The organism is Paracoccus solventivorans (genome assembly GCF_900142875.1).
Lineage (GTDB): Bacteria > Pseudomonadota > Alphaproteobacteria > Rhodobacterales > Rhodobacteraceae > Paracoccus > Paracoccus solventivorans.
On sequence record NZ_FRCK01000005.1, the window covers coordinates 58,584 to 75,844 of the forward strand.

The window sequence follows — 17,261 nt, forward strand, 5'->3', positions numbered from 1 at the left end:
GCTTGTCGGCTGGGGGGCAGAGAGGATGCGGCGGGGCCCGGGCTCCGCCGACGGCAGGCGGCGTTCCCTTGGGAGCGGCCGCCTTTTTCAGATGAGGAGAGACGGCGATGACCGAGGTTAAGGCCGCAGGGGCCGGGGCCGCTGCCGGGGCCATGCCGGCCGGCGTGGAGGGTGCGATGGCGGAGTTCGTCAGTGAACTCAAGGGCTTTCGCGAGACGATCGAACAGAAACTGCAAGCACAGGACAGACGCATGACCATGCTGGACCGCAAGACCGCCCTTCGGGGCCGCTCGCCGCTTTCGCAGGCCGCCGAGATCGAGGCGCCGCATCAGAAAGCCTTTGCCGCCTATCTGCGCCGCGGCGACGACGCTGGGCTGCGCGGGCTGGCGGTCGAGGAGAAGGCCATGGCCTCGGGGACCGACGGCGGCTATCTGGCCGCGCCGGTGATTTCCGACACCGTGCAGGAGGCGCTGCGGGGCGCGGGCTCGCGGGCGATAAGGGCCTCGGGCAAGTCGGCGGTGTTCTATCCGTTCATCCTGTTGGAGCAGCTGGCGGGGAACGGCCTGCCTGATCCGTGGAGCGTGCCGGATGAGGACGGGGTGATCCCCGAGCAGCCGGTGATGCCGTGGCGGGGGCGGATCACCAGCTCGGTCGCGGCGGGGCGGGCGGGCTCGCCGCAAGGGACGGCGGCGGCTGAGGCCGAGGTGGCGGCGTTTTTCGGCCGCGCGGCGCCGGGGGATTTTGCCGTGCAGGCCGGGCGCGTGGTCTATTCCGGGCCGGATGAGTGGTCCTATCGCCGTTTCATCCTGCATTACGCGCATCTGTGCCGGCTGGCGGGGGGCGTGGGGGCATTCCTGATCGGGTCCGAGATGGTGGCGCTGACGCAGATCCGCGGCGCTGCCGGCTATCCGGCGGTGGCGGCGCTGCGGCAGCTGGCCGCGGATGTGCGCGGCATTCTGGGGCCGGGCGTCAAGCTGAGCTATGCTGCGGATTGGAGCGAGTATTTCGGCCATCATCCCGGTGGCGACGAGGCGCGGTTCCATCTGGACCCGCTGTGGGGCGACGAGAACATCGATTTCATCGGCATCGACAATTACATGCCGCTGTCGGACTGGCGCGAGGGCGATGCGCATCTGGACGCGCATTGGGGCGATGTGCGCAACCCCGATTACCTGCGCGCGAATGTCTGCGGCGGCGAGGGCTACGACTGGTATTACGCCAGCGAAGAGCACCGCGAGGTGCAGACCCGCACCCCGATCACCGACGGGCAGGCCGAGCCGTGGATCTGGCGCACCAAGGACCTGCGCGGCTGGTGGTCGAACTGGCATTATGAGCGCCGGCCCGGCGGCGAGCGCGCGGCCGAGCCGACCGCCTGGGTGCCGGGCTCGAAGCCGATCTGGTTCACCGAATACGGCTGCGCCGCGCTGGACCGCGCCACGAACCAGCCCAACAAGTTCCTGGATGCGATGAGCAGCGAATCCTCGCTGCCGCGCTATTCGCGGGGGCTGCGCGACGATGCGATGCAAGCGGCCTATGTCGAGGCGGTGAACTCCTACTGGGCCGATCCGGGGAACAACCCCGAGATGGAGGGCGGCGGGCGCATGGTCGATCTGTCGCGCGCCCATGTCTGGGCCTGGGACGCGCGGCCTTATCCGGCGTTTCCGGCGCTGGGCGATCTGTGGTCGGACGGGCCGGCGTGGGAGCGTGGGCACTGGCTGAACGGGCGTGCGGGCGCGATGGCGCTGGCGGATGTGGTGCGCGATATCTGCGCGGGCTCGGGGCTGGGGGCGGTGGATGCCGGCGGGCTTTACGGGGTGGTGCGCGGCTATGCGGTGCAGGGGCCGGAAACCGGCCGCGCCGCCTTGCAGCCGCTGATGCTGGCCCATGGGTTCGACGCGGTGGAACGCGAGGGCGTGCTGCGCTTCGTCATGCGCGACGGGCGGGCGGCGGCGGTGCTGGAGGAGGGCGTGCTGGCCGTGGCCGAGGGGCAGGGCGGGTTCGAGATCACCCGCGCGCCCGACGCCGAGATGCCGGGCCGCATCCGGCTGAGCCATATCGAGGCCGGTGCCGATTACGCGCTGGGCACGGCCGAGGCGGCGATGCCGGAACGGGCGCGCATCTCGACCGCGGACAGCGAGTTTCCGATGGTGCTGACCCGCCCCGAGGCGCAGGCGACCGCGCTGCGCTGGCTGGCCGAGACGCTGGTCGCGCAGGAGGCGGCGCGGTTCGCGCTGCCGCCCTCACTGGGGCATCTGGGGCCGGGGGATGTGGTGGCGATGGCGGATGGCACCGGCGCGGGCGGGCGCTGGCGCATCGACCGCATCGAGCGCGCGGGGGCGCTGCTGGCCGAGGCGGTGCGGGTTGAGCCGGGCGTCTACCGGCCGTTGCCGTTCGTTTCCGGGACGCTGCAGGGGAAACCTTATGTAGCGGCGGGGCCGGTCTGGCCGCTGTTTCTGGACCTGCCGCTGCTGACGGGGGACGAGGCCCCCCATGCGCCGTGGCTGGCAGTGGCGGCGACGCCCTGGCCGGGGGCGGCGCGGGCCTGGGTCTCGGTCGACGCGGCGGCGGGGTATCAGCCGAACGTGATCCTGCCGGGGCCTGCGGTGATGGGGGTGACGCTTGCGCCGCTGGTGGCGGCGCGGCCGGGGGTGGTGGACCGCGGCCCGGCGCTGCGGCTGCGGCTGAAGGGCGGCAACCTGCGCTCGGTGACGGCGAATGCGCTGCTGGCCGGGGGGAACCTGCTGGCGATCGGCGACGGCTCCCCGGACCGGTGGGAGCTGATGCAGTTCGCGCAGGCGCGGCTGGTGGCGCCGGGCGAGTGGGAGGTTTGGGAGCGGCTGCGCGGGCAGGCGGGGACCGATGCGCTGATGCCGGCGGAATGGCCCTCGGGCAGCGTGTTGGTGCTGCTGGATGGCGGGCCGCGGCAAGTGGAACTGCCTGCGTCCGCGCGGTTGCAGCTGCGGCATTGGCTTGTGGGGCCGGCAAGCCTGTCGCCCGAGGATGCGGCCTATCGCCATCAGGCGGTGGTGGCGGGCGGCGCCGGGCTGCGGCCGCTGTCGCCCTGCCATCTGCGGATTGAGGGGCGGGTGGTGCGCTGGATCCGGCGCACGCGGGTCGATGGCGACAGCTGGGAGGCGCCCGAGGTGCCGCTGGGCGAGACCTCGGAACGCTATCTGCTGCAGTTGCTGCGGGGTGATATCGAGCTGCATCGCGCCGAGGTCACGGGGCCGGAGTATGAAATCCCGGCCTCAGTCTGGGCAGCGGCGCGCGCGGGCGGCGGGTTTGCCGTCGCGGTGGCGCAGCTGTCGGAACTTTACGGGCCGGGCCCGTCTGTCAGGAGGAATGTCGATGTCTGAACAGGTCACGGGGCGCCACTTCCTGCCCTTGCTGCAGCCGGCGCAGGCGCAGAAACACGTCACGGTGAACGAGTCGCTGCTGCGGCTGGACGGGCTGGTCAATCTGGTGCTGCAGGGCGCGGCGCGGGTCCAGCCCCCGGCGGTGGTCGAGGGCGAGTGCTGGGGCGTGGGTGCTGGCGCCACGGGTGCGTGGGAGGGGCAGGCGGGCCGCATCGCCATCGGCGCCAATGGCGGCTGGGTGTTCGCGACGCCGCAGCGCGGGCAGCGGGCGTTCCTGCTTGACCGTGGCGCGGAGGCGGTCTGGGACGGGCAGGAATGGCGCGGCGGTGCGCTGACGCTGGGCCTGTGGGGTGGCGGCATCAGCGCCGGGATTCTTGAGGCAGAGGTTTCGCTGGGTGCGGGCGCGGTGGTGGCGACGGGGGTGGAAATTCCCTCGCATGTGCTGGTGCTGGGGGTGACCGCGCGGGTGGTCGAGGCGATCACCGGGACGCTGGGCGCCTGGGCGCTGGGGGTCGAGGGCGCGGCGGACCGCTATGGCTCGGGGCTGGGGCTGGGGGTGAACTCGTGGTCGCAGGGGCTGCTGTCGGCACCGATGGCGATTTGGGCGCCCGAGGAACTGCTGCTGACCGCCTTGGGCGGCGCGTTCGCCGGGGGGCGGCTGCGGCTGGCGGTGCATTACCTGGCGCTGCGGGTGCCGGATGCGGTGTGAAAGACGGGGCCGCTGCCGTGGCCTTTCTCGCTGAAACGCTCCACTGGATCATCCGGCGGGAAAACAGCCTTGGGGGCTGTTTTCTGATCCGCCTTCTATTCCGGGCGCTGGGAAGCCCCGGGATATTGCGGCCAGATGAAAAAGGATTCAGGCGATGAGGGCGGCGAGGGCGGCGATTTCGGCGGTGATCTGAGCGGCGCCGAGGACGTCGCCGGTGATGCCGCCGAGGCGGCGGCGGGCGTGGCACAGTAGCAGGAGCTGGGTCAGTGCCACGGCGGCGAGCAGGGTGAGCGCTTGGGTGAAGGGGAGCGTGGCCAGCGCCAGCGCCGCGGCGAGGGCCAGCGCGGCGGTGGCACGCGGGGCGGTCAGGCCGTCCGTTGCGGCGGCGGCGAAGCCGCGGGGGCGGGCTTGCGGGCCGGCGAGGTTCATCAGGCCGAGGCCGGCGCGGCTGGCGGTTTGCGCGGCGATCAGGGCGGCGAATATGGCGGCCGGGTGCCAGGCCGCGATGGCGGCGAGCGCGGCCCAACGCAGGCCGAGGGCGGTGATCAGCGCCACGGCGCCGTGGCTGCCGATGCGAGAGTCCTTCATGATTTCAAGCCGTTGCGCGGGGCTGCGCCCGCCGCTGAGCCCGTCGGCGAGGTCGGCGAGCCCGTCCTCATGCAGGGCCCCGGTCAGCAGCAACCCGGCGGCGAGCGCCAGTCCGGCAGCCATGGCGGGCGGCAGGACCGCCGCGGCGGCCAGCAGCACCGCGGCCTGCAGGCCGCCCACCACCACCCCGGCCACCGGCCACGCCCAGGCCGAGGCGCCGACCGGCGGGCAGTCGCGCAGCTGCGGGACCGGCAGGCGGGTGAGCATGGCAAGGGCGAGGGTGGCCTCGGCCGCGCGGCGGTGCAGGGGGGAGGTCACGCGATCCCGGCCTCGGCGAAGGTGGCCATGCCGTCGTGCATTGCCACGGCGTGACGTAGCAGCGACAGGGCCACGGCGGCGCCGGAGCCTTCGCCGAGGCGCATGTCGAGGGACAGCAGCGGGCGCTTGCCGAGCTGCCGGACCAGCGGCGCGTGGCCGGGTTCGGCGCTGGCATGGGCGATCAGGCAGTGGTCGAGCAGGGCGGGGTCCTGCGCGTGCAGCACGGCGGCGGCGGCGCAGCAGATGAAGCCGTCGAGCAGCACCGGGATGCGGGACGCGCGGGCGGCGAGGATGGCGCCGCAGATCGCGGCCTGTTCGCGGCCACCGATGGCGGCGAGCAGGTCCAGCGGCGCCAGCCCCTGATGGCGGGCGGCGCCGGTGGCGACGGCGGCGATCTTGCGCGCCATGGTGTCGCCCTCGGCGCCGGTGCCGGCGCCGGTCCAGTCCTCGGCGCGTCCGCCGAACAGCGCCAGGCACAGCGCGGCCGAGACGGTGGAGTTGCCTATGCCCATTTCCCCCAGCGCCAGCACGTCGGCGGCGGGATCGACGGCGGCGGCGCCCTGCGCCATCGCATCGTCGCGTTCGGCCGCGGTCATGGCGGGGCCTTGCGTGAAGTCGGCGGTGGGGCGGTCGAGGTCGAGCGCCACCACCGACAGCGTCGCCCCGGCCACGCGGGCGAGCTGGTTCACCGCCGCGCCGCCCGAGCGGAAGTTCTGCACCATCAGGGCGGTGACCTCTTGCGGGAAGGGGTTGACGCCCTGCGCGCAGACGCCGTGGTTGCCGGCGAACACCACCAGCTGCGCGCGGTCGATCCGCGGGCGCGGGGTGGCGCGCCAGCCGGCCATGAACAGGGCCAGTTCCTCGAGCCGGCCCAGTGAGCCCTGCGGCTTGGTCAGGCTGTCCTGCCGGGCGCGGGCCTCGGCGGCGCTGTCGTGGTCGAACTGGGTCTGCGCGGCGGTGGTGGCGAGGTCTTTCATGGATGCTCCTTTGCGTGCGTCAGCGGGGCGCCCTTGAGGCTGAGCGGCAGGCCGCAGGCGACCAGCACCACGCGGTCGGCGGCGCCCGCCACCCGCTGGTTGAGAAAACCGGCCGCGTCGCGGAAGGCGCGCGCAAGCGCGTTGTCGGGGACGATGCCCAGCCCGACCTCGTTGGTGACGATCACTACCGGGTCGCGCTGGTGCGAAAGCGCCTCCAGCAGCGCCTTGGTCGCCGCGTCGATGTCGTGGCCACCCAGCATCAGGTTGCTGAGCCACAGCGTCAGGCAATCGACCAGCCGCGGGCCGCGGCCGTCGCTGCCGTCGAGTGCGGAGGCGAGGTCGAGGGGGGCGTGCAAATCGTCCCACTCGGGGCCGCGGCGGGCGCGGTGGTCGGCGATGCGGGCGGTCATCTCGGCGTCCCCCGGCTCGGCCGTGGCGATGTAGAGCGGGCGCTGGCGGGCGCGGCAGAGGGCGCGGGTCTCGGCCTCGGCCAGGCGGCTTTTGCCCGAGCGGGCGCCGCCGGTGATGAGGGTGATGCGGGTCATGCCGTGGTCGTCCGGGCGTGGGTTCAGTCGGGGGGCTTGTCTGCCGGGACGGGACAAAGCACAACCGCGCCGTGGCCGAAAGATGAAACATTGACCCGGAGCCTGAGCCCTATGACCGGAACGCTGCTGCTGATCCGGCACGCGCCGCTGGCGGATCCCGCGCGGCTGACCGGGCGGCGCGACGTGGCGGCGGTGGTGGATGCGGCGGCGGCGCGGCGGCTGGCGGCGCTGGCGGGGCCGGTCTCGCGCGTGGTGTCCAGCCCGGCGCGGCGCTGCCGCGAGACGGCGGCGGCGCTGTGGCCGGATGCCACGGTCGCCGAGGATGCGCGGCTGTGGGAGCAGGATTTCGGCGCCTGGGAGGGGATGGCGCTGGCGGAGCTGCCCGATCTGGGGGTGATGAGCGGCGAGGAACTGGCGCGCTCGGCCCCCCATGGCGGCGAGAGCTTCGCGGCGCTGTGCGCGCGCAGCATCCCGGCGCTGGAGGAGCTGGCGGCGGGCGGCGGGCGGGTCGCGGTGGTGGCACATGCCGGCACGGTGCGGGCGGGGCTGGCGCGGGCGATCGGCGGCGCCGGGGCGGCGCTGGCGTTCCGGGTGGCGCCCCTGTCGCTGACGGTGATCGACGCGGCGCCCTCGGGCTGGTCGGTCGCCTGCGTCAACCTGTCGGTGTGAGCATGGCGCGGTCGCGGGTCCGGGTGGCGGGGCATTTCGGAGAGCTGTTGCAGGGGCGGCTGGGGCCGGAGGGGCCGGTGGTGCTGCTGACGCTGCCATGCCCGGCGCTGGGGGTGCGGGCGGTGCGGGTTGCAGCCGGCGCGGGACTGTCGCTGCGCGGCGGGCTGATTTCGCCGGCGCGGGCGCGGCGGTTCCTGGGTGGCTTGCGGCTGCCGCTGCGGGGCTGCGTGGCGCTGTTCCCCGAGGCGGTGCCGGGGGGCGGCGCGGGCATGTCCACCGCGGCGCTGGTGGCGCTGGCGCGGCTGGCGGGATGGCGGAGCGACCCGCTGCGGCTGGCGCGGGAATGTGTCGCGGCCGAGGGGGCTTCGGACCCGCTGATGCTGCCCGAGGAGGCGGTGCTCTGGGCCTCTCGCGAGGGGCGGGTGGTGGGGGCGATGGCGCCGCTGGAGCCTTGCGAGATCGTCGGCGGCTTTGTCGGGCCGCCGCGGCGGACCGATCCGGGCAAGGGGGATTTCGCGGATATCTCGGATCTGGTGGCGGGCTGGCGGGGGGATCTGCGGGTACAGGCGGCGCTGGCAGCGCAATCGGCGGCGCGGCGCTGGGGTGAGGCGCCGGCCGCGGTGCTGGTGCGCGAGCTGGGGGCGCTCGGCTGGGTTGCGGCGCATACCGGCTCGGCACAGGGGTTGATCTTTGCGCCGGGGACGGTGCCCGCGGGCGCCGGGGCGGCGCTGCGCGAGGCCGGGTTTGCCGGGGTGCTGCGGTTTCGGGCGGGGGTCGGCGCATGAGCCTGGCGATGCTGGTCGCGCTGGGGATCGACGCGGTGCTGGGCTGGCCCGCGGCGCTGTATCGCCGCTGCGGACATCCGGTGACCTGGCTCGGCGCGCTGATCGCGGCGCTGGACCGGCGCTGGAACCGCGGGCGACGGCGGCGGCTGAAGGGCGCGGCGGCAGCGGGGCTGGTGATCCTGCTGGCGGCGGCAGCGGGGGCGCTGCTGCAGGCGGCGCTGCCCGCGGGGGTCTGGGGCGCGGTGCTGGCGGGGGTGGTCGCCTGGCCGCTGATCGCGGCGCGGTCGCTGCACGACCATGTGGCGGCGGTGGCGCGGCCGCTGGCGTCGGGCGATCTGGAGGGCGCGCGGGCGGCGGTGGCGATGATCGTCGGCCGCGACCCCGCGGCGCTGGACGAGGCCGGCGTGGCCCGGGCGGCGCTGGAGAGCCTGGCCGAGAATGCCTCGGACGGGGTAATCGCGCCGCTGTTCTGGGGGGCGGTCGCCGGGCTGCCGGGGATTGCGGCCTACAAGGCGGTCAACACGCTGGATTCGATGATCGGCCACCGCACCGCGCGGCACGAAGATTTCGGCTGGGCGGCGGCGCGGATCGACGATGTGGCGAACCTGATCCCGGCGCGGCTGACGGCGCTGCTGGTCGCGCTGGCCGGCGGGCGGTTCGGGGCGGCGTGGCGGGTGATGCGCCGCGATGCGCGGCACCACCGCTCGCCCAACGGCGGCTGGCCCGAGGCGGCGATGGCGGGGGCGCTGGGGGTGCGGTTGTCGGGGCCGCGGATTTATGCGGACCGGGTGGCGGCCGAGCCGTGGCTGAATGCCGGCGCGGATGATCCGGGCGCGGGCGAGCTGCGGCGCGGGCTGGCGGTCTATCGGCGGGCGGTGGCGCTGGCGGCGGCGGTGCTTGCGGTGGTGGCGCTGGTCTGAGATGGCGCGGACCGGGGGCCATTGCCGTGGCGTTCCTCGCTGAAAACGGTCCACCGGACCATCGGCGGGAAAACGGCCTCGGGGGCTGTTTTCTGATCCGCCTCCTGTTCCGGGCGCTCGCAAGTCCCGGGATATTTGGACAAGGAAGAACGGGGATGTCTGGACAAGGATGATGATGCGGGATCACGGGGGCAATCTGGACGCGGCGCGGGGGCGCTATGGCGAGGGGGAGTGGATCGACCTGTCCACCGGGATCAACCGGGTGCCCTATCCGCTGCCCGCGATCCCGGCCGCGGCGTGGCAGGCGCTGCCGGACCGCGCGGCGATGGCGGGGCTGATCCGGGCGGCGCAGGCGGCCTATGCGACCGGGGCGGCGGTGCTTCCGGTGGCGGGAGCGCAGGCGGCGATCCAGATGATCCCGCGGGCGTTTCCCGTGGGCCTCGCCCGGGTGCTGGGGCCGACCTACAACGAGCACGCGGCGGGGCTGCGCGCGGCGGGCTGGCGGGTCGAGGAGGTGGGCGAGCTCTCCGCGCTGGCCGGGGCCGATCTGGCGGTGGTTGTCAATCCGAACAACCCCGACGGGAGATGTCATGCGCCCGAGGCGTTGCGGCGTCTGGCGGGGCAGGTCGGGCGGCTGGTGGTGGACGAAAGCTTCGCCGACCCGGTGCCGGAACTGTCGCTGGCGTCCGCGCCGGGGCGGGCGCTGGTGCTGCGCTCGTTCGGCAAGTTCTACGGGCTGGCCGGGGTGCGACTGGGGTTCGTGCTGGGGGACGAGGCCGCGATTGCCACGCTGGCGGCGATGGCGGGGCCGTGGCCGGTGTCGGGGCCGGCGATCGCCATCGGCTGCGCGGCGCTGGCGGATCGGGACTGGGCGGCAGCGAGTATCGCGCGATTGCAGGACGACGCCCGGCGGCTGGACGGGCTGGCGGCAGGCGCGGGCTGGCAGTTGGTCGGCGGCGGGCATCTGTTTCGCCTGTATGACACGCCGGATGCGGCGGCGGCGCAGGAACTGCTGGCCCGCCGCCATATCTGGTCGCGGATCTTTCCGTGGCATGGGCGCTGGCTGCGGCTGGGGCTGCCTGCGCCGGGCGAGTGGGCGCGGATTGAGGCGGCGCTGCGGCGCTAACGCGCCATCGCCAGCAGGCCGCCCACGTCCAGATGCGCCTCGAGATGATCGGCGAGGGCGTCGAGCGCTTGTTCCACGCCTGCATCGTAATCGAGGCGTGATGGCGCGGCGCCCAGCCGGGACAGGAAGGCGCGGCGGAAATCGTCGCTGGCAAAGGCGCCGTGCAGATAGCTGCCCATGATGCGGCCGTCGGCCGAGGTCGCGCCCTCGGGCTGGCCGCCGATCAGCGCAAAGGGGCGGGCACAGTCGGGGCCGGTGCTGCGGCCGAGGTGGATCTCATAGCCGCGGATCGGCTGGCCGGTGGCGGTATGGGTGCCCTCGACCAGCGCCAGGCGCTTGTCGGCGGTCATTTCGGTCGCCAGCTCCAGCAGGCCGAGGCCCGGGGTTTCGCCGGCCGGGCCCTCGATGCCCGCCGGGTCGCGGATCACCCGGCCGAGCATCTGGAAGCCGCCGCAGAGTCCCAGCACATGGCCGCCGCGTCGGACATGGGCGGCAAGGTCGATGTCCCAGCCCTGCGCGCGCAGGAACGCCAGATCGGCGCGGGTGGACTTGCTGCCGGGCAGGATCACCAGCGCGGCGTCGCCCGGAATGGGCTGACCGGCGCGCAGCAGGGTCAGCCGCACCCCCGGCTCGGCCGCGAGCGGGTCGAGATCGTCGAAATTGGCGATACGAGAAAATCCCAGCGCCACCACATGCAGCCCCTCGCCGCCGCCGGTGGGCAGGTCCAGCGCATCCTCGGCCGGCAGAAGATGCGCCAGCGGGAACCACGGCAGCACCCCGTAGCCGCGCCAGCCGGTGCGCGATTCGATCAGCCGGTAGCCGTCGTCGAAGAGCCGGGGATCGCCGCGGAACTTGTTGACCAGAAAGCCGGAAATCATCGCGGCGTCTTCGGGGTCGATCACCGCCTGGGTACCGACGATCTGTGCGATCACCCCGCCGCGGTCGATGTCGCCGGCCAGCACCACCGGCACCCCGGCGGCGCAGGCAAAGCCCATGTTGGCGATGTCGCGGGGGCGCAGGTTGACCTCGGCCGGGCTGCCAGCGCCCTCGACGATGACCAGATCATGCGCGGCAGACAGGCGGCGGAAACTGTCGAGGACCCGGGGCAGCAGCGAGGTCTTGAGCGCCGAATATTCCCCCGCCCGCACCGTCGCGGCCAAGCGTCCCTGTACGATCACCTGACAGCCGGTTTCGGATTCGGGCTTGAGCAGCACCGGGTTCATGTCGACCAGCGGCGCGATCCCGCAGGCGCGGGCCTGCAGTGCCTGCGCGCGCCCGATCTCGCCGCCGTCGGCAGTGACGGCGGCATTGTTGGACATGTTCTGCGGCTTGAAGGGCGCGACTGACAGCCCCCGCCTGCGCGCCGCACGGCAGAGCCCGGCGACCAGCATCGACTTGCCGACGTTCGAGCCGGTGCCCTGGATCATCAGCGCCGGCATCAGGGGGCAGCCCCGCGCTTGGGTGCGCGGCCGGAGCCTCCGGCGGGGATATTTGGACCACGCTGAAAGAAGGGGTCGCACCCTGCCTTGGGCCGGCGGACCGGGGAAGACAGGGTGCTTTCACCGTGGACGGTCATCGGCGTCCCCGCCTGTACCGTGCATCCCTTGGACCACGAAACGCTGAAGATTCGGTTAACGGCTCTTTCATCGTGGCGAAAATATCCCGGGGTCCGGGGCGGCGCCCCGGTCCGGCGCATCAGAACTCGACCCCCGGCTGCGCCTTGATACCGCCGCGGAAGGGGTGTTTCACCAGCGCCATCTCGGTCACCAGATCGGCCAGCTCGACCAGCTCGGGGGCGGCGTTGCGGCCGGTCAGGCAGACATGGGTCAGCGCGGGCTTTTCGTCGCGCAGGAAGTCCAGCACCTCGTCCAGCGGCAGATAGCCGTAGCGCAGCGCGATGTTGATCTCGTCCAGCAGCACGAAGCGGATTGCGGGGTCGCGGATAAGCTCCTTTGCCTTTTCCCAGCCGGCGCGTGCGGCGGCGATGTCGCGGGTCTTGTCCTGGGTCTCCCACGTGAAGCCCTCGCCCATCGCGTGGAACTGGCACAGGTCGGCGAAATTCGTGGTCAGCAGGCGGCGTTCGCCCGTGTCCCAGGCGCCCTTGATGAACTGCACCACCGCGCAGGGCATCCCATGCGCCACGCAGCGCAGGATCATCCCGAAGCCCGAGGACGACTTGCCCTTGCCCGGGCCGGTGTGGACGATGATCAGGCCCTTTTCGCCCTCTTTCCCCGCCATGATCCTGTCGCGGGCGGCTTTTTTCCGGGCCATCTTTTCGGCGTGGCGATCGAGGTCGGTGGTGCTGTCCATCGGCTGTCCCTTGACATCGGGGGTGCGCCCACGGCAGTTGGGCGGCGTCGGTTCCTGTCTATGACAGGCGAAGAGGGAATGATCTAGGGCCCCGGCCCGAAGTTCAGCCGCCCCCGCGACCGTGACCGGAGAGGTCGTCCAAGCCACTGGCATTCGTGCCGGGAAGGCGGGCGACCGGGGCCGCAAGGCCCGGCTCCGCAAGCCGGGAGACCTGCCGACACGGTTATGTTTCGGGCGGACGGGGTGTTCCGCGGCCGAGGTGTGTCGCGCCTGCCGGCCGTCCCCTTGCGTCATTGCCCCGTCCCTGAGGATGGGCGCGCGATGACGGTTACGCTGCATGTCTGCACCACCTGCCGGGCCGGTCTGCCGGTGGCCGAGGGCGAAAAGACCCCCGGCACCAGGCTGCTGGCGGCGCTGGCGCTGCACCCCGAGCTGCCGCCCGATCTGCGGGTGGTGGGGGTGGCGTGCCTCTCGGCCTGCGACAGTGGTTGCGCGGTGGCGCTGACCGGGCCGGGGCGCTGGTCCTATGTCTATGGCCGGCTGTCCCCCGACGATGCCCCCGACATCCTTGCCGGTGCCCGCGCCTATGCCGCCGCCCCCGACGGGCTGTCGCCCTGGCGCGAGCGGCCGGTGATCTTCCGCAAGCAGTCGCTTGCCCGCATCCCCCCGATGGAGAGCTGAATGTCCGATCTTGCCAAGACCCCCGTCACCGTCATCACCGGCTTTCTCGGCTCGGGAAAGACCACGCTGATCCGGCATCTGATGCAGAACCCGCAGGGTCGCCGGCTGGCGGTGCTGGTCAACGAGTTCGGCACCGTTGGCGTCGATGGCGACATCCTGCGCGATTGCGCCGATGAGAGCTGCCCGGCGGGCAATATCGTGGAGCTCGCCAACGGCTGCATCTGCTGCACCGTCGCCGACGACTTCATCCCGACCATCGAGGCGCTGCTGTCGCGCGAACCCCGTCCCGATCACATCCTGATCGAGACCTCGGGGCTGGCGCTGCCCAAGCCGCTGCTCAAGGCCTTCGACTGGCCCGAGATCCGCTCGCGCATCACCGTGGACGGGGTGGTGGCGCTGGCCGATGCCGAGGCGGTGGCCGCAGGCCGCTTTGCCCCCGACCCCGAGGCGGTCGAGGCGCAGCGGGCGGCCGACGACAGCCTGGACCATGAGACGCCGCTTTCCGAGGTGTTCGAGGATCAGATCGCCTGCGCCGACCTGATCCTGCTGACCAAGGCCGATCTGGCCGGCGAGGCCGGTCTGGCCGCCGCGCGCGAGGCGATCGCGGCCGAGGCGCCGCGCCCGGTCCCGATGCTGGCGGTGACCGACGGGGCGGTGGACCCGCGGGTGGTGCTGGGGCTGAACGCCGCCGCCGAGGACGACCTTGCCGCCCGCCCCAGCCACCACGACGGCGCCGACGACCACGAGCACGACGATTTCGCCAGCGCCGTGATCGCGCTGCCCGAGATCGCCGAGGCCGCCGCGCTGGCCGAGGCGGTGGCGGCGCTGGGGCGCGACCACAAGGTCCTGCGGGTCAAGGGCCATGTCGCCGTCGCGGGCAAGCCGATGCGGCTGCTGGTGCAGGCGGTGGGCGCGCGGGTGCGCCAGCAGTTCGACCGCCCCTGGGGCGAGGCCCCGCGGCAGTCGCGGCTGGTGGTGATCGCGGAACGGGGCGATCTGGATCCCGCCGCCATCGCCGCGCATCTGGGCGGCTCGGTCGAGGCCTCCGACCTCTGATGCATGTGGTCTTTCGCGAAAGCCACGGGCTCGAGGAAACCGCGGCCCCCTATGACCCCGGCCAGACGCCGGCGGACATGGTGGTGCTGTCGTTTTCCGACAGCGACCTGGGGGCTTTCGCGGCAGGCTGGCGGGGGATGGACGGGCCGCGGCCGTCGCTGCGCTTGCAGAACCTGGTGGCGCTGCGCCATCCGGTGTCGGTCGACAGCTATCTGGACAACACCCTGTCGGGGGCGCGGGCGATCCTGATCCGGCTGCTGGGGGGCGAAAGCTACTGGGCCTACGGGCTGGCCAGCGTGCAGGATCTGGCGCGCAGGCGCGGGATCGCGCTGGCCGTGCTGCCGGTGGACGGGCGCGAGGATCCGGCGCTGGCGGCGGCCTCGACCGTCGCGCCGGCGCTGCTGTCGCGGCTGACGGCGCTGTGCGACATGGGCGGGGCCGCGGCGGCAGGGGCGGCGCTGGCGGAGCTTGGCCGCGCCGCCGGGCTGGCGCTGCCGGCGTCGGGGCCGGTGGGCGAGCTGCCCGCCTGCGGCTGGTGGAGCCCCGAGGCCGGCGTCACCGCCCGCCCCGAAGGCCCCGGCCCCTGGGCGGTGGTGGTGTTCTATCGCAGCTATCTGGCCGCTGCCGATACCGACCCGGTGGCGGCGATGATTGATGCCCTGCGCGCGCGGGGGTTCCGGGCGGCGGGGCTGTTCGCGCCGTCGCTGAAGGGGGACGCGGCCGCGTGGGTGGAGCGCGAGCTGCGCGCCCTGTTCCCGGCGGCCATCGTCAACGCCACCGCGTTTTCCGCGCGCGAAAGGGGCGTGTCCCCGCTGGATGCGCCGGGCTGTCCGGTGCATCAGCTGGCGCTGTCCACCGCCCGCCGGCGGGATTGGGAAGGCGCGGCGCGCGGGTTGTCGCCCGCCGATCTGGCGATGCATGTGGTGCTGCCCGAGGTGGACGGGCGCATCCTGGCCGGGGTGGTCAGCTTCAAGCAGCCGACGCGGCGCGACGAGGCCCTGCAGTATTCCCGGTTCATCCACCGCGCCGACCCGCAGCTGGTTGACGCCGCCGCCGACCGTGTGGCGGCGTGGCACCGGCTGGGAACGGTGCCGGTGGCGCGGCGGAAACTGGCGCTGGTGCTGTCCACCTATCCCGGCCGCCCCGACCAGATCGCCCATGCGGTGGGGCTGGATGCGCTGGCCTCGGCCGATGCGATGCTGCGGCTGCTGGGGGATCACGGCTGGACCTGCGCGCCGGGGGCAGCGCTGGCGCCTTCGCTGCGGGAGACCATCCGCTGGCCGCTGTCTGAATATCTGCGGGCGCTGGCCTTGCTGCCGCAGCGGCTGCGCGACGATCTGGCGGCGGCATGGGGCGCGCCGGAGGCCGACCCGGCGGTCGCGGGCGGCGCCTTCCATTTCGCCGCCGTCCGCCGCGGCAACGCCTTGGTTGCCTTGCAGCCCGAGCGCGGGCAGCCGCAGCTCCGCGAGGATGATTATCACGACCTGACCCGCACCCCGCGCCACCACTACGTCGCCTTTTACCTGTGGCTGCGCTCGCAGGGGCTGCAGGCGCTGGTGCATGTCGGCGCGCATGGGACGCTGGAATGGCTGCCGGGCAAGGCGGTGGCGCTGGGGCCGGACTGCTGGCCGCAGGCGCTGCTGGGCGAGCTGCCGGTGATCTATCCCTTCATCGTCAACGACCCCGGCGAAGCCGCGCAGGCCAAGCGCCGCCTCGGCGCGGTGACGCTGGGCCATGTGCCGCCGCCGCTGCTGCAGGCGGCGCTGCCCGAGGCGCTGGCGGGGCTCGAGCGGCTGCTGGACGAATACGCCACCGCCGACGGGCTGGACCCCTCGCGCCGCACCCGGCTGATCGCGGCGATCCGGCAGGCGGCGCAGGCGGCGGGGGTCGAGGACGACCTGGCGATCCCTGTGGGCGCCTCGGCCGCCGAGGCGATCCCGCGCATCGATCGCTTCGTCTGCGATCTCAAGGAAAGCCGCTTCGGTGACGGGCTGCATGTCTATGGCGCGGCGGCGGGCGAGGCCGAGGGGCTGCTGGCGGCGCTGGACGGGCGGCGGGTCGAGCCGGGGCCGTCGGGTTCGCCCGCGCGGGGGCGCGGCGACGTGCTGCCCACCGGGCGCAACCTGTTTGCGGTCGATCCCCGCGCGGTACCGACGCGTGCCGCCCATGCGCAGGGGGTGAAGCTGGCCGAAGAGCTGCTGCGCGCGCATCTGCAGGACCACGGCGACTGGCCGCGCGGGCTGGTGGTGGATCTGTGGGGCTCGGCCTCGATGCGCACGGCGGGGGAAGAGTTCGCCATGGCGCTGCATCTGGCCGGGCTGGCGCCGGTCTGGGACGGCGCCACCGGCCGCGCCACCGGGGTCGAGGTGGTGCCGCTGGCGCTGCTGGGGCGGCCGCGCATCGACGTGACGCTGCGGGTTTCCGGGCTGTTTCGCGACATCTTCCCGGGACTGGCAGGGCTGTTCGAGCTGGGGGCCGAGGCGCTGGCCGCGCGCGAGGAAACCGCCGCCGACAACCCCTATCTGTCCCGCGCGCCGCGGGTGTTCGGGCCACGGCCGGGGTCCTACGGGCTGGGCATGGGCGACCTGAGTGCCGATCTGTCCGACGCCGGGCGGCAGGCGGCGGGGCTGGCCTGGCTGGCGGGCTCGGAATGGGTGGTCGACGGGGCCGAGGGGCGGCGCGACCGCGCGGCGCTGGAATCGCGGCTGGCCGGGGCGGATGCGGTGGTGCATGTGCAGGACCTGGCGGAAACCGACCTGCTGATGGCCCCCGATTTCGCCGCGCACCAGGGCGGCGTGCTGGCGGCGCGGGCGGCGCTTGGCCTGCCCGAGGCGGCGGCCTGGCATCTGGACAGCAGCCGGGTCGAGGCGCCGCGCGCTCGGCCGCTGGGGGCCGAGATCGCCCGCGTGGTCCGCGCCCGGGCCGCCAATCCCGACTGGGCCGCCGGGATGATGCGCCATGGTTTCCGCGGCGGCGCCGAGATCGCCGCCACGCTGGACAACCTCGCGGCCTTTGCGCAGCTGACCCGGTCCGTGCCGGGGCATCTGTTCGATCTTTACCACGAGGCCACGCTGGGGCGCGACGAGGTGGTGGCGTTCCTCGATGCCGAGAACCCGCAGGCGCTGGCCATGCTGCGCGCGCGTTTCGACGCACTGCGCGCGGCCGGGCTGTGGCGGGGGTTGCGCAATTCCACGGGGGGTGAGCGGCTGTGAGCGTGGTCA

General features: G+C 73.4%; 14 protein-coding genes and 1 riboswitch. Of the genes, 9 read left to right on the forward strand and 5 right to left on the reverse strand.

Annotated features, from left to right (window positions below):
- Nucleotides 1-107: 107 nt before the first annotated feature.
- Nucleotides 108-3,356, forward strand: a complete 3,249-nt coding sequence (locus tag BUB57_RS09280) for a baseplate multidomain protein megatron (RefSeq protein WP_073065773.1) — start codon at nucleotides 108-110, stop codon at nucleotides 3,354-3,356.
- Nucleotides 3,349-4,065, forward strand: coding sequence for a DUF2793 domain-containing protein (locus BUB57_RS17255; protein WP_073066158.1), 717 nt, complete (start codon nucleotides 3,349-3,351; stop codon nucleotides 4,063-4,065). The genes BUB57_RS09280 and BUB57_RS17255 overlap by 8 nt, the downstream gene beginning before the upstream one ends.
- A gap of 147 nt (nucleotides 4,066-4,212) precedes the next feature.
- On the opposite strand, the gene cobS is transcribed toward BUB57_RS17255, so the two are convergent.
- Genes cobS through cobU form a run of 3 tightly spaced genes read right to left on the reverse strand, consistent with a single transcriptional unit; the run spans nucleotide 4,213 to nucleotide 6,493 of the window.
- Nucleotides 4,213-4,971, reverse strand: coding sequence for an adenosylcobinamide-GDP ribazoletransferase (gene cobS, locus BUB57_RS09290; protein ID WP_200796438.1), 759 nt, complete (start codon nucleotides 4,969-4,971; stop codon nucleotides 4,213-4,215).
- A complete protein-coding gene (gene cobT / locus BUB57_RS09295; protein ID WP_073065775.1) occupies nucleotides 4,968-5,948 on the reverse strand; it encodes a nicotinate-nucleotide--dimethylbenzimidazole phosphoribosyltransferase in 981 nt (326 codons plus the stop codon). Before cobT ends, cobS begins: the two co-directional genes overlap by 4 nt.
- Nucleotides 5,945-6,493: a bifunctional adenosylcobinamide kinase/adenosylcobinamide-phosphate guanylyltransferase gene (gene cobU / locus BUB57_RS09300; RefSeq protein WP_073065778.1), complete on the reverse strand. Its 549-nt coding sequence runs from the start codon at nucleotides 6,491-6,493 to the stop codon at nucleotides 5,945-5,947. Before cobU ends, cobT begins: the two co-directional genes overlap by 4 nt.
- Nucleotides 6,494-6,604: 111 nt before the next feature.
- Between cobU and BUB57_RS09305 the strand changes: the two genes are divergently transcribed.
- The 4 genes from BUB57_RS09305 (at nucleotide 6,605) to cobD (ending at nucleotide 9,993) form a co-directional block, all read left to right on the forward strand.
- On the forward strand, nucleotides 6,605-7,162 hold the full coding sequence (locus BUB57_RS09305) for a histidine phosphatase family protein (RefSeq protein WP_073065782.1): 558 nt from the start codon (nucleotides 6,605-6,607) through the stop codon (nucleotides 7,160-7,162).
- 2 nt (nucleotides 7,163-7,164) lie between these two features.
- A complete protein-coding gene (locus BUB57_RS09310; RefSeq protein WP_073065785.1) occupies nucleotides 7,165-7,947 on the forward strand; it encodes a hypothetical protein in 783 nt (260 codons plus the stop codon).
- Complete coding sequence (cbiB, locus tag BUB57_RS09315) at nucleotides 7,944-8,867, forward strand: adenosylcobinamide-phosphate synthase CbiB (protein ID WP_073065788.1); 924 nt, start codon at nucleotides 7,944-7,946, stop codon at nucleotides 8,865-8,867. The genes BUB57_RS09310 and cbiB overlap by 4 nt, the downstream gene beginning before the upstream one ends.
- Before the next feature lie 175 nt (nucleotides 8,868-9,042).
- The gene (gene cobD, locus BUB57_RS09320) at nucleotides 9,043-9,993 is read left to right on the forward strand and encodes a threonine-phosphate decarboxylase CobD (protein WP_073066165.1); all 951 of its coding nucleotides are present in this window, start codon (nucleotides 9,043-9,045) and stop codon (nucleotides 9,991-9,993) included.
- Here cobD and BUB57_RS09325 read toward each other — a convergent pair.
- Together BUB57_RS09325 and cobO are read right to left on the reverse strand one after the other, a co-directional pair.
- A complete protein-coding gene (locus tag BUB57_RS09325) occupies nucleotides 9,990-11,432 on the reverse strand; it encodes a cobyric acid synthase (protein ID WP_073065789.1) in 1,443 nt (480 codons plus the stop codon). The two genes, cobD and BUB57_RS09325, sit on opposite strands and share 4 nt — an antisense overlap.
- 256 nt (nucleotides 11,433-11,688) lie before the next feature.
- Nucleotides 11,689-12,303: a cob(I)yrinic acid a,c-diamide adenosyltransferase gene (gene cobO, locus BUB57_RS09330; RefSeq protein WP_073065791.1), complete on the reverse strand. Its 615-nt coding sequence runs from the start codon at nucleotides 12,301-12,303 to the stop codon at nucleotides 11,689-11,691.
- A 31-nt stretch (nucleotides 12,304-12,334) separates the two neighbouring features.
- A riboswitch (cobalamin riboswitch) is annotated at nucleotides 12,335-12,536 on the forward strand.
- Between the two features lie 88 nt (nucleotides 12,537-12,624).
- Between cobO and BUB57_RS09335 the strand changes: the two genes are divergently transcribed.
- Genes BUB57_RS09335 through cobN form a run of 3 tightly spaced genes read left to right on the forward strand, consistent with a single transcriptional unit; the run spans nucleotide 12,625 to nucleotide 17,252 of the window.
- On the forward strand, nucleotides 12,625-12,984 hold the full coding sequence (locus BUB57_RS09335) for a DUF1636 family protein (protein ID WP_073065794.1): 360 nt from the start codon (nucleotides 12,625-12,627) through the stop codon (nucleotides 12,982-12,984).
- Nucleotides 12,985-14,040 (forward strand): cobalamin biosynthesis protein CobW, encoded by a 1,056-nt coding sequence (gene cobW / locus BUB57_RS09340; RefSeq protein ID WP_073065797.1) that lies wholly within the window; start codon nucleotides 12,985-12,987, stop codon nucleotides 14,038-14,040.
- On the forward strand, nucleotides 14,040-17,252 hold the full coding sequence (gene cobN / locus BUB57_RS09345) for a cobaltochelatase subunit CobN (RefSeq protein WP_073065800.1): 3,213 nt from the start codon (nucleotides 14,040-14,042) through the stop codon (nucleotides 17,250-17,252). The genes cobW and cobN overlap by 1 nt, the downstream gene beginning before the upstream one ends.
- Nucleotides 17,253-17,261: the final 9 nt, after the last annotated feature.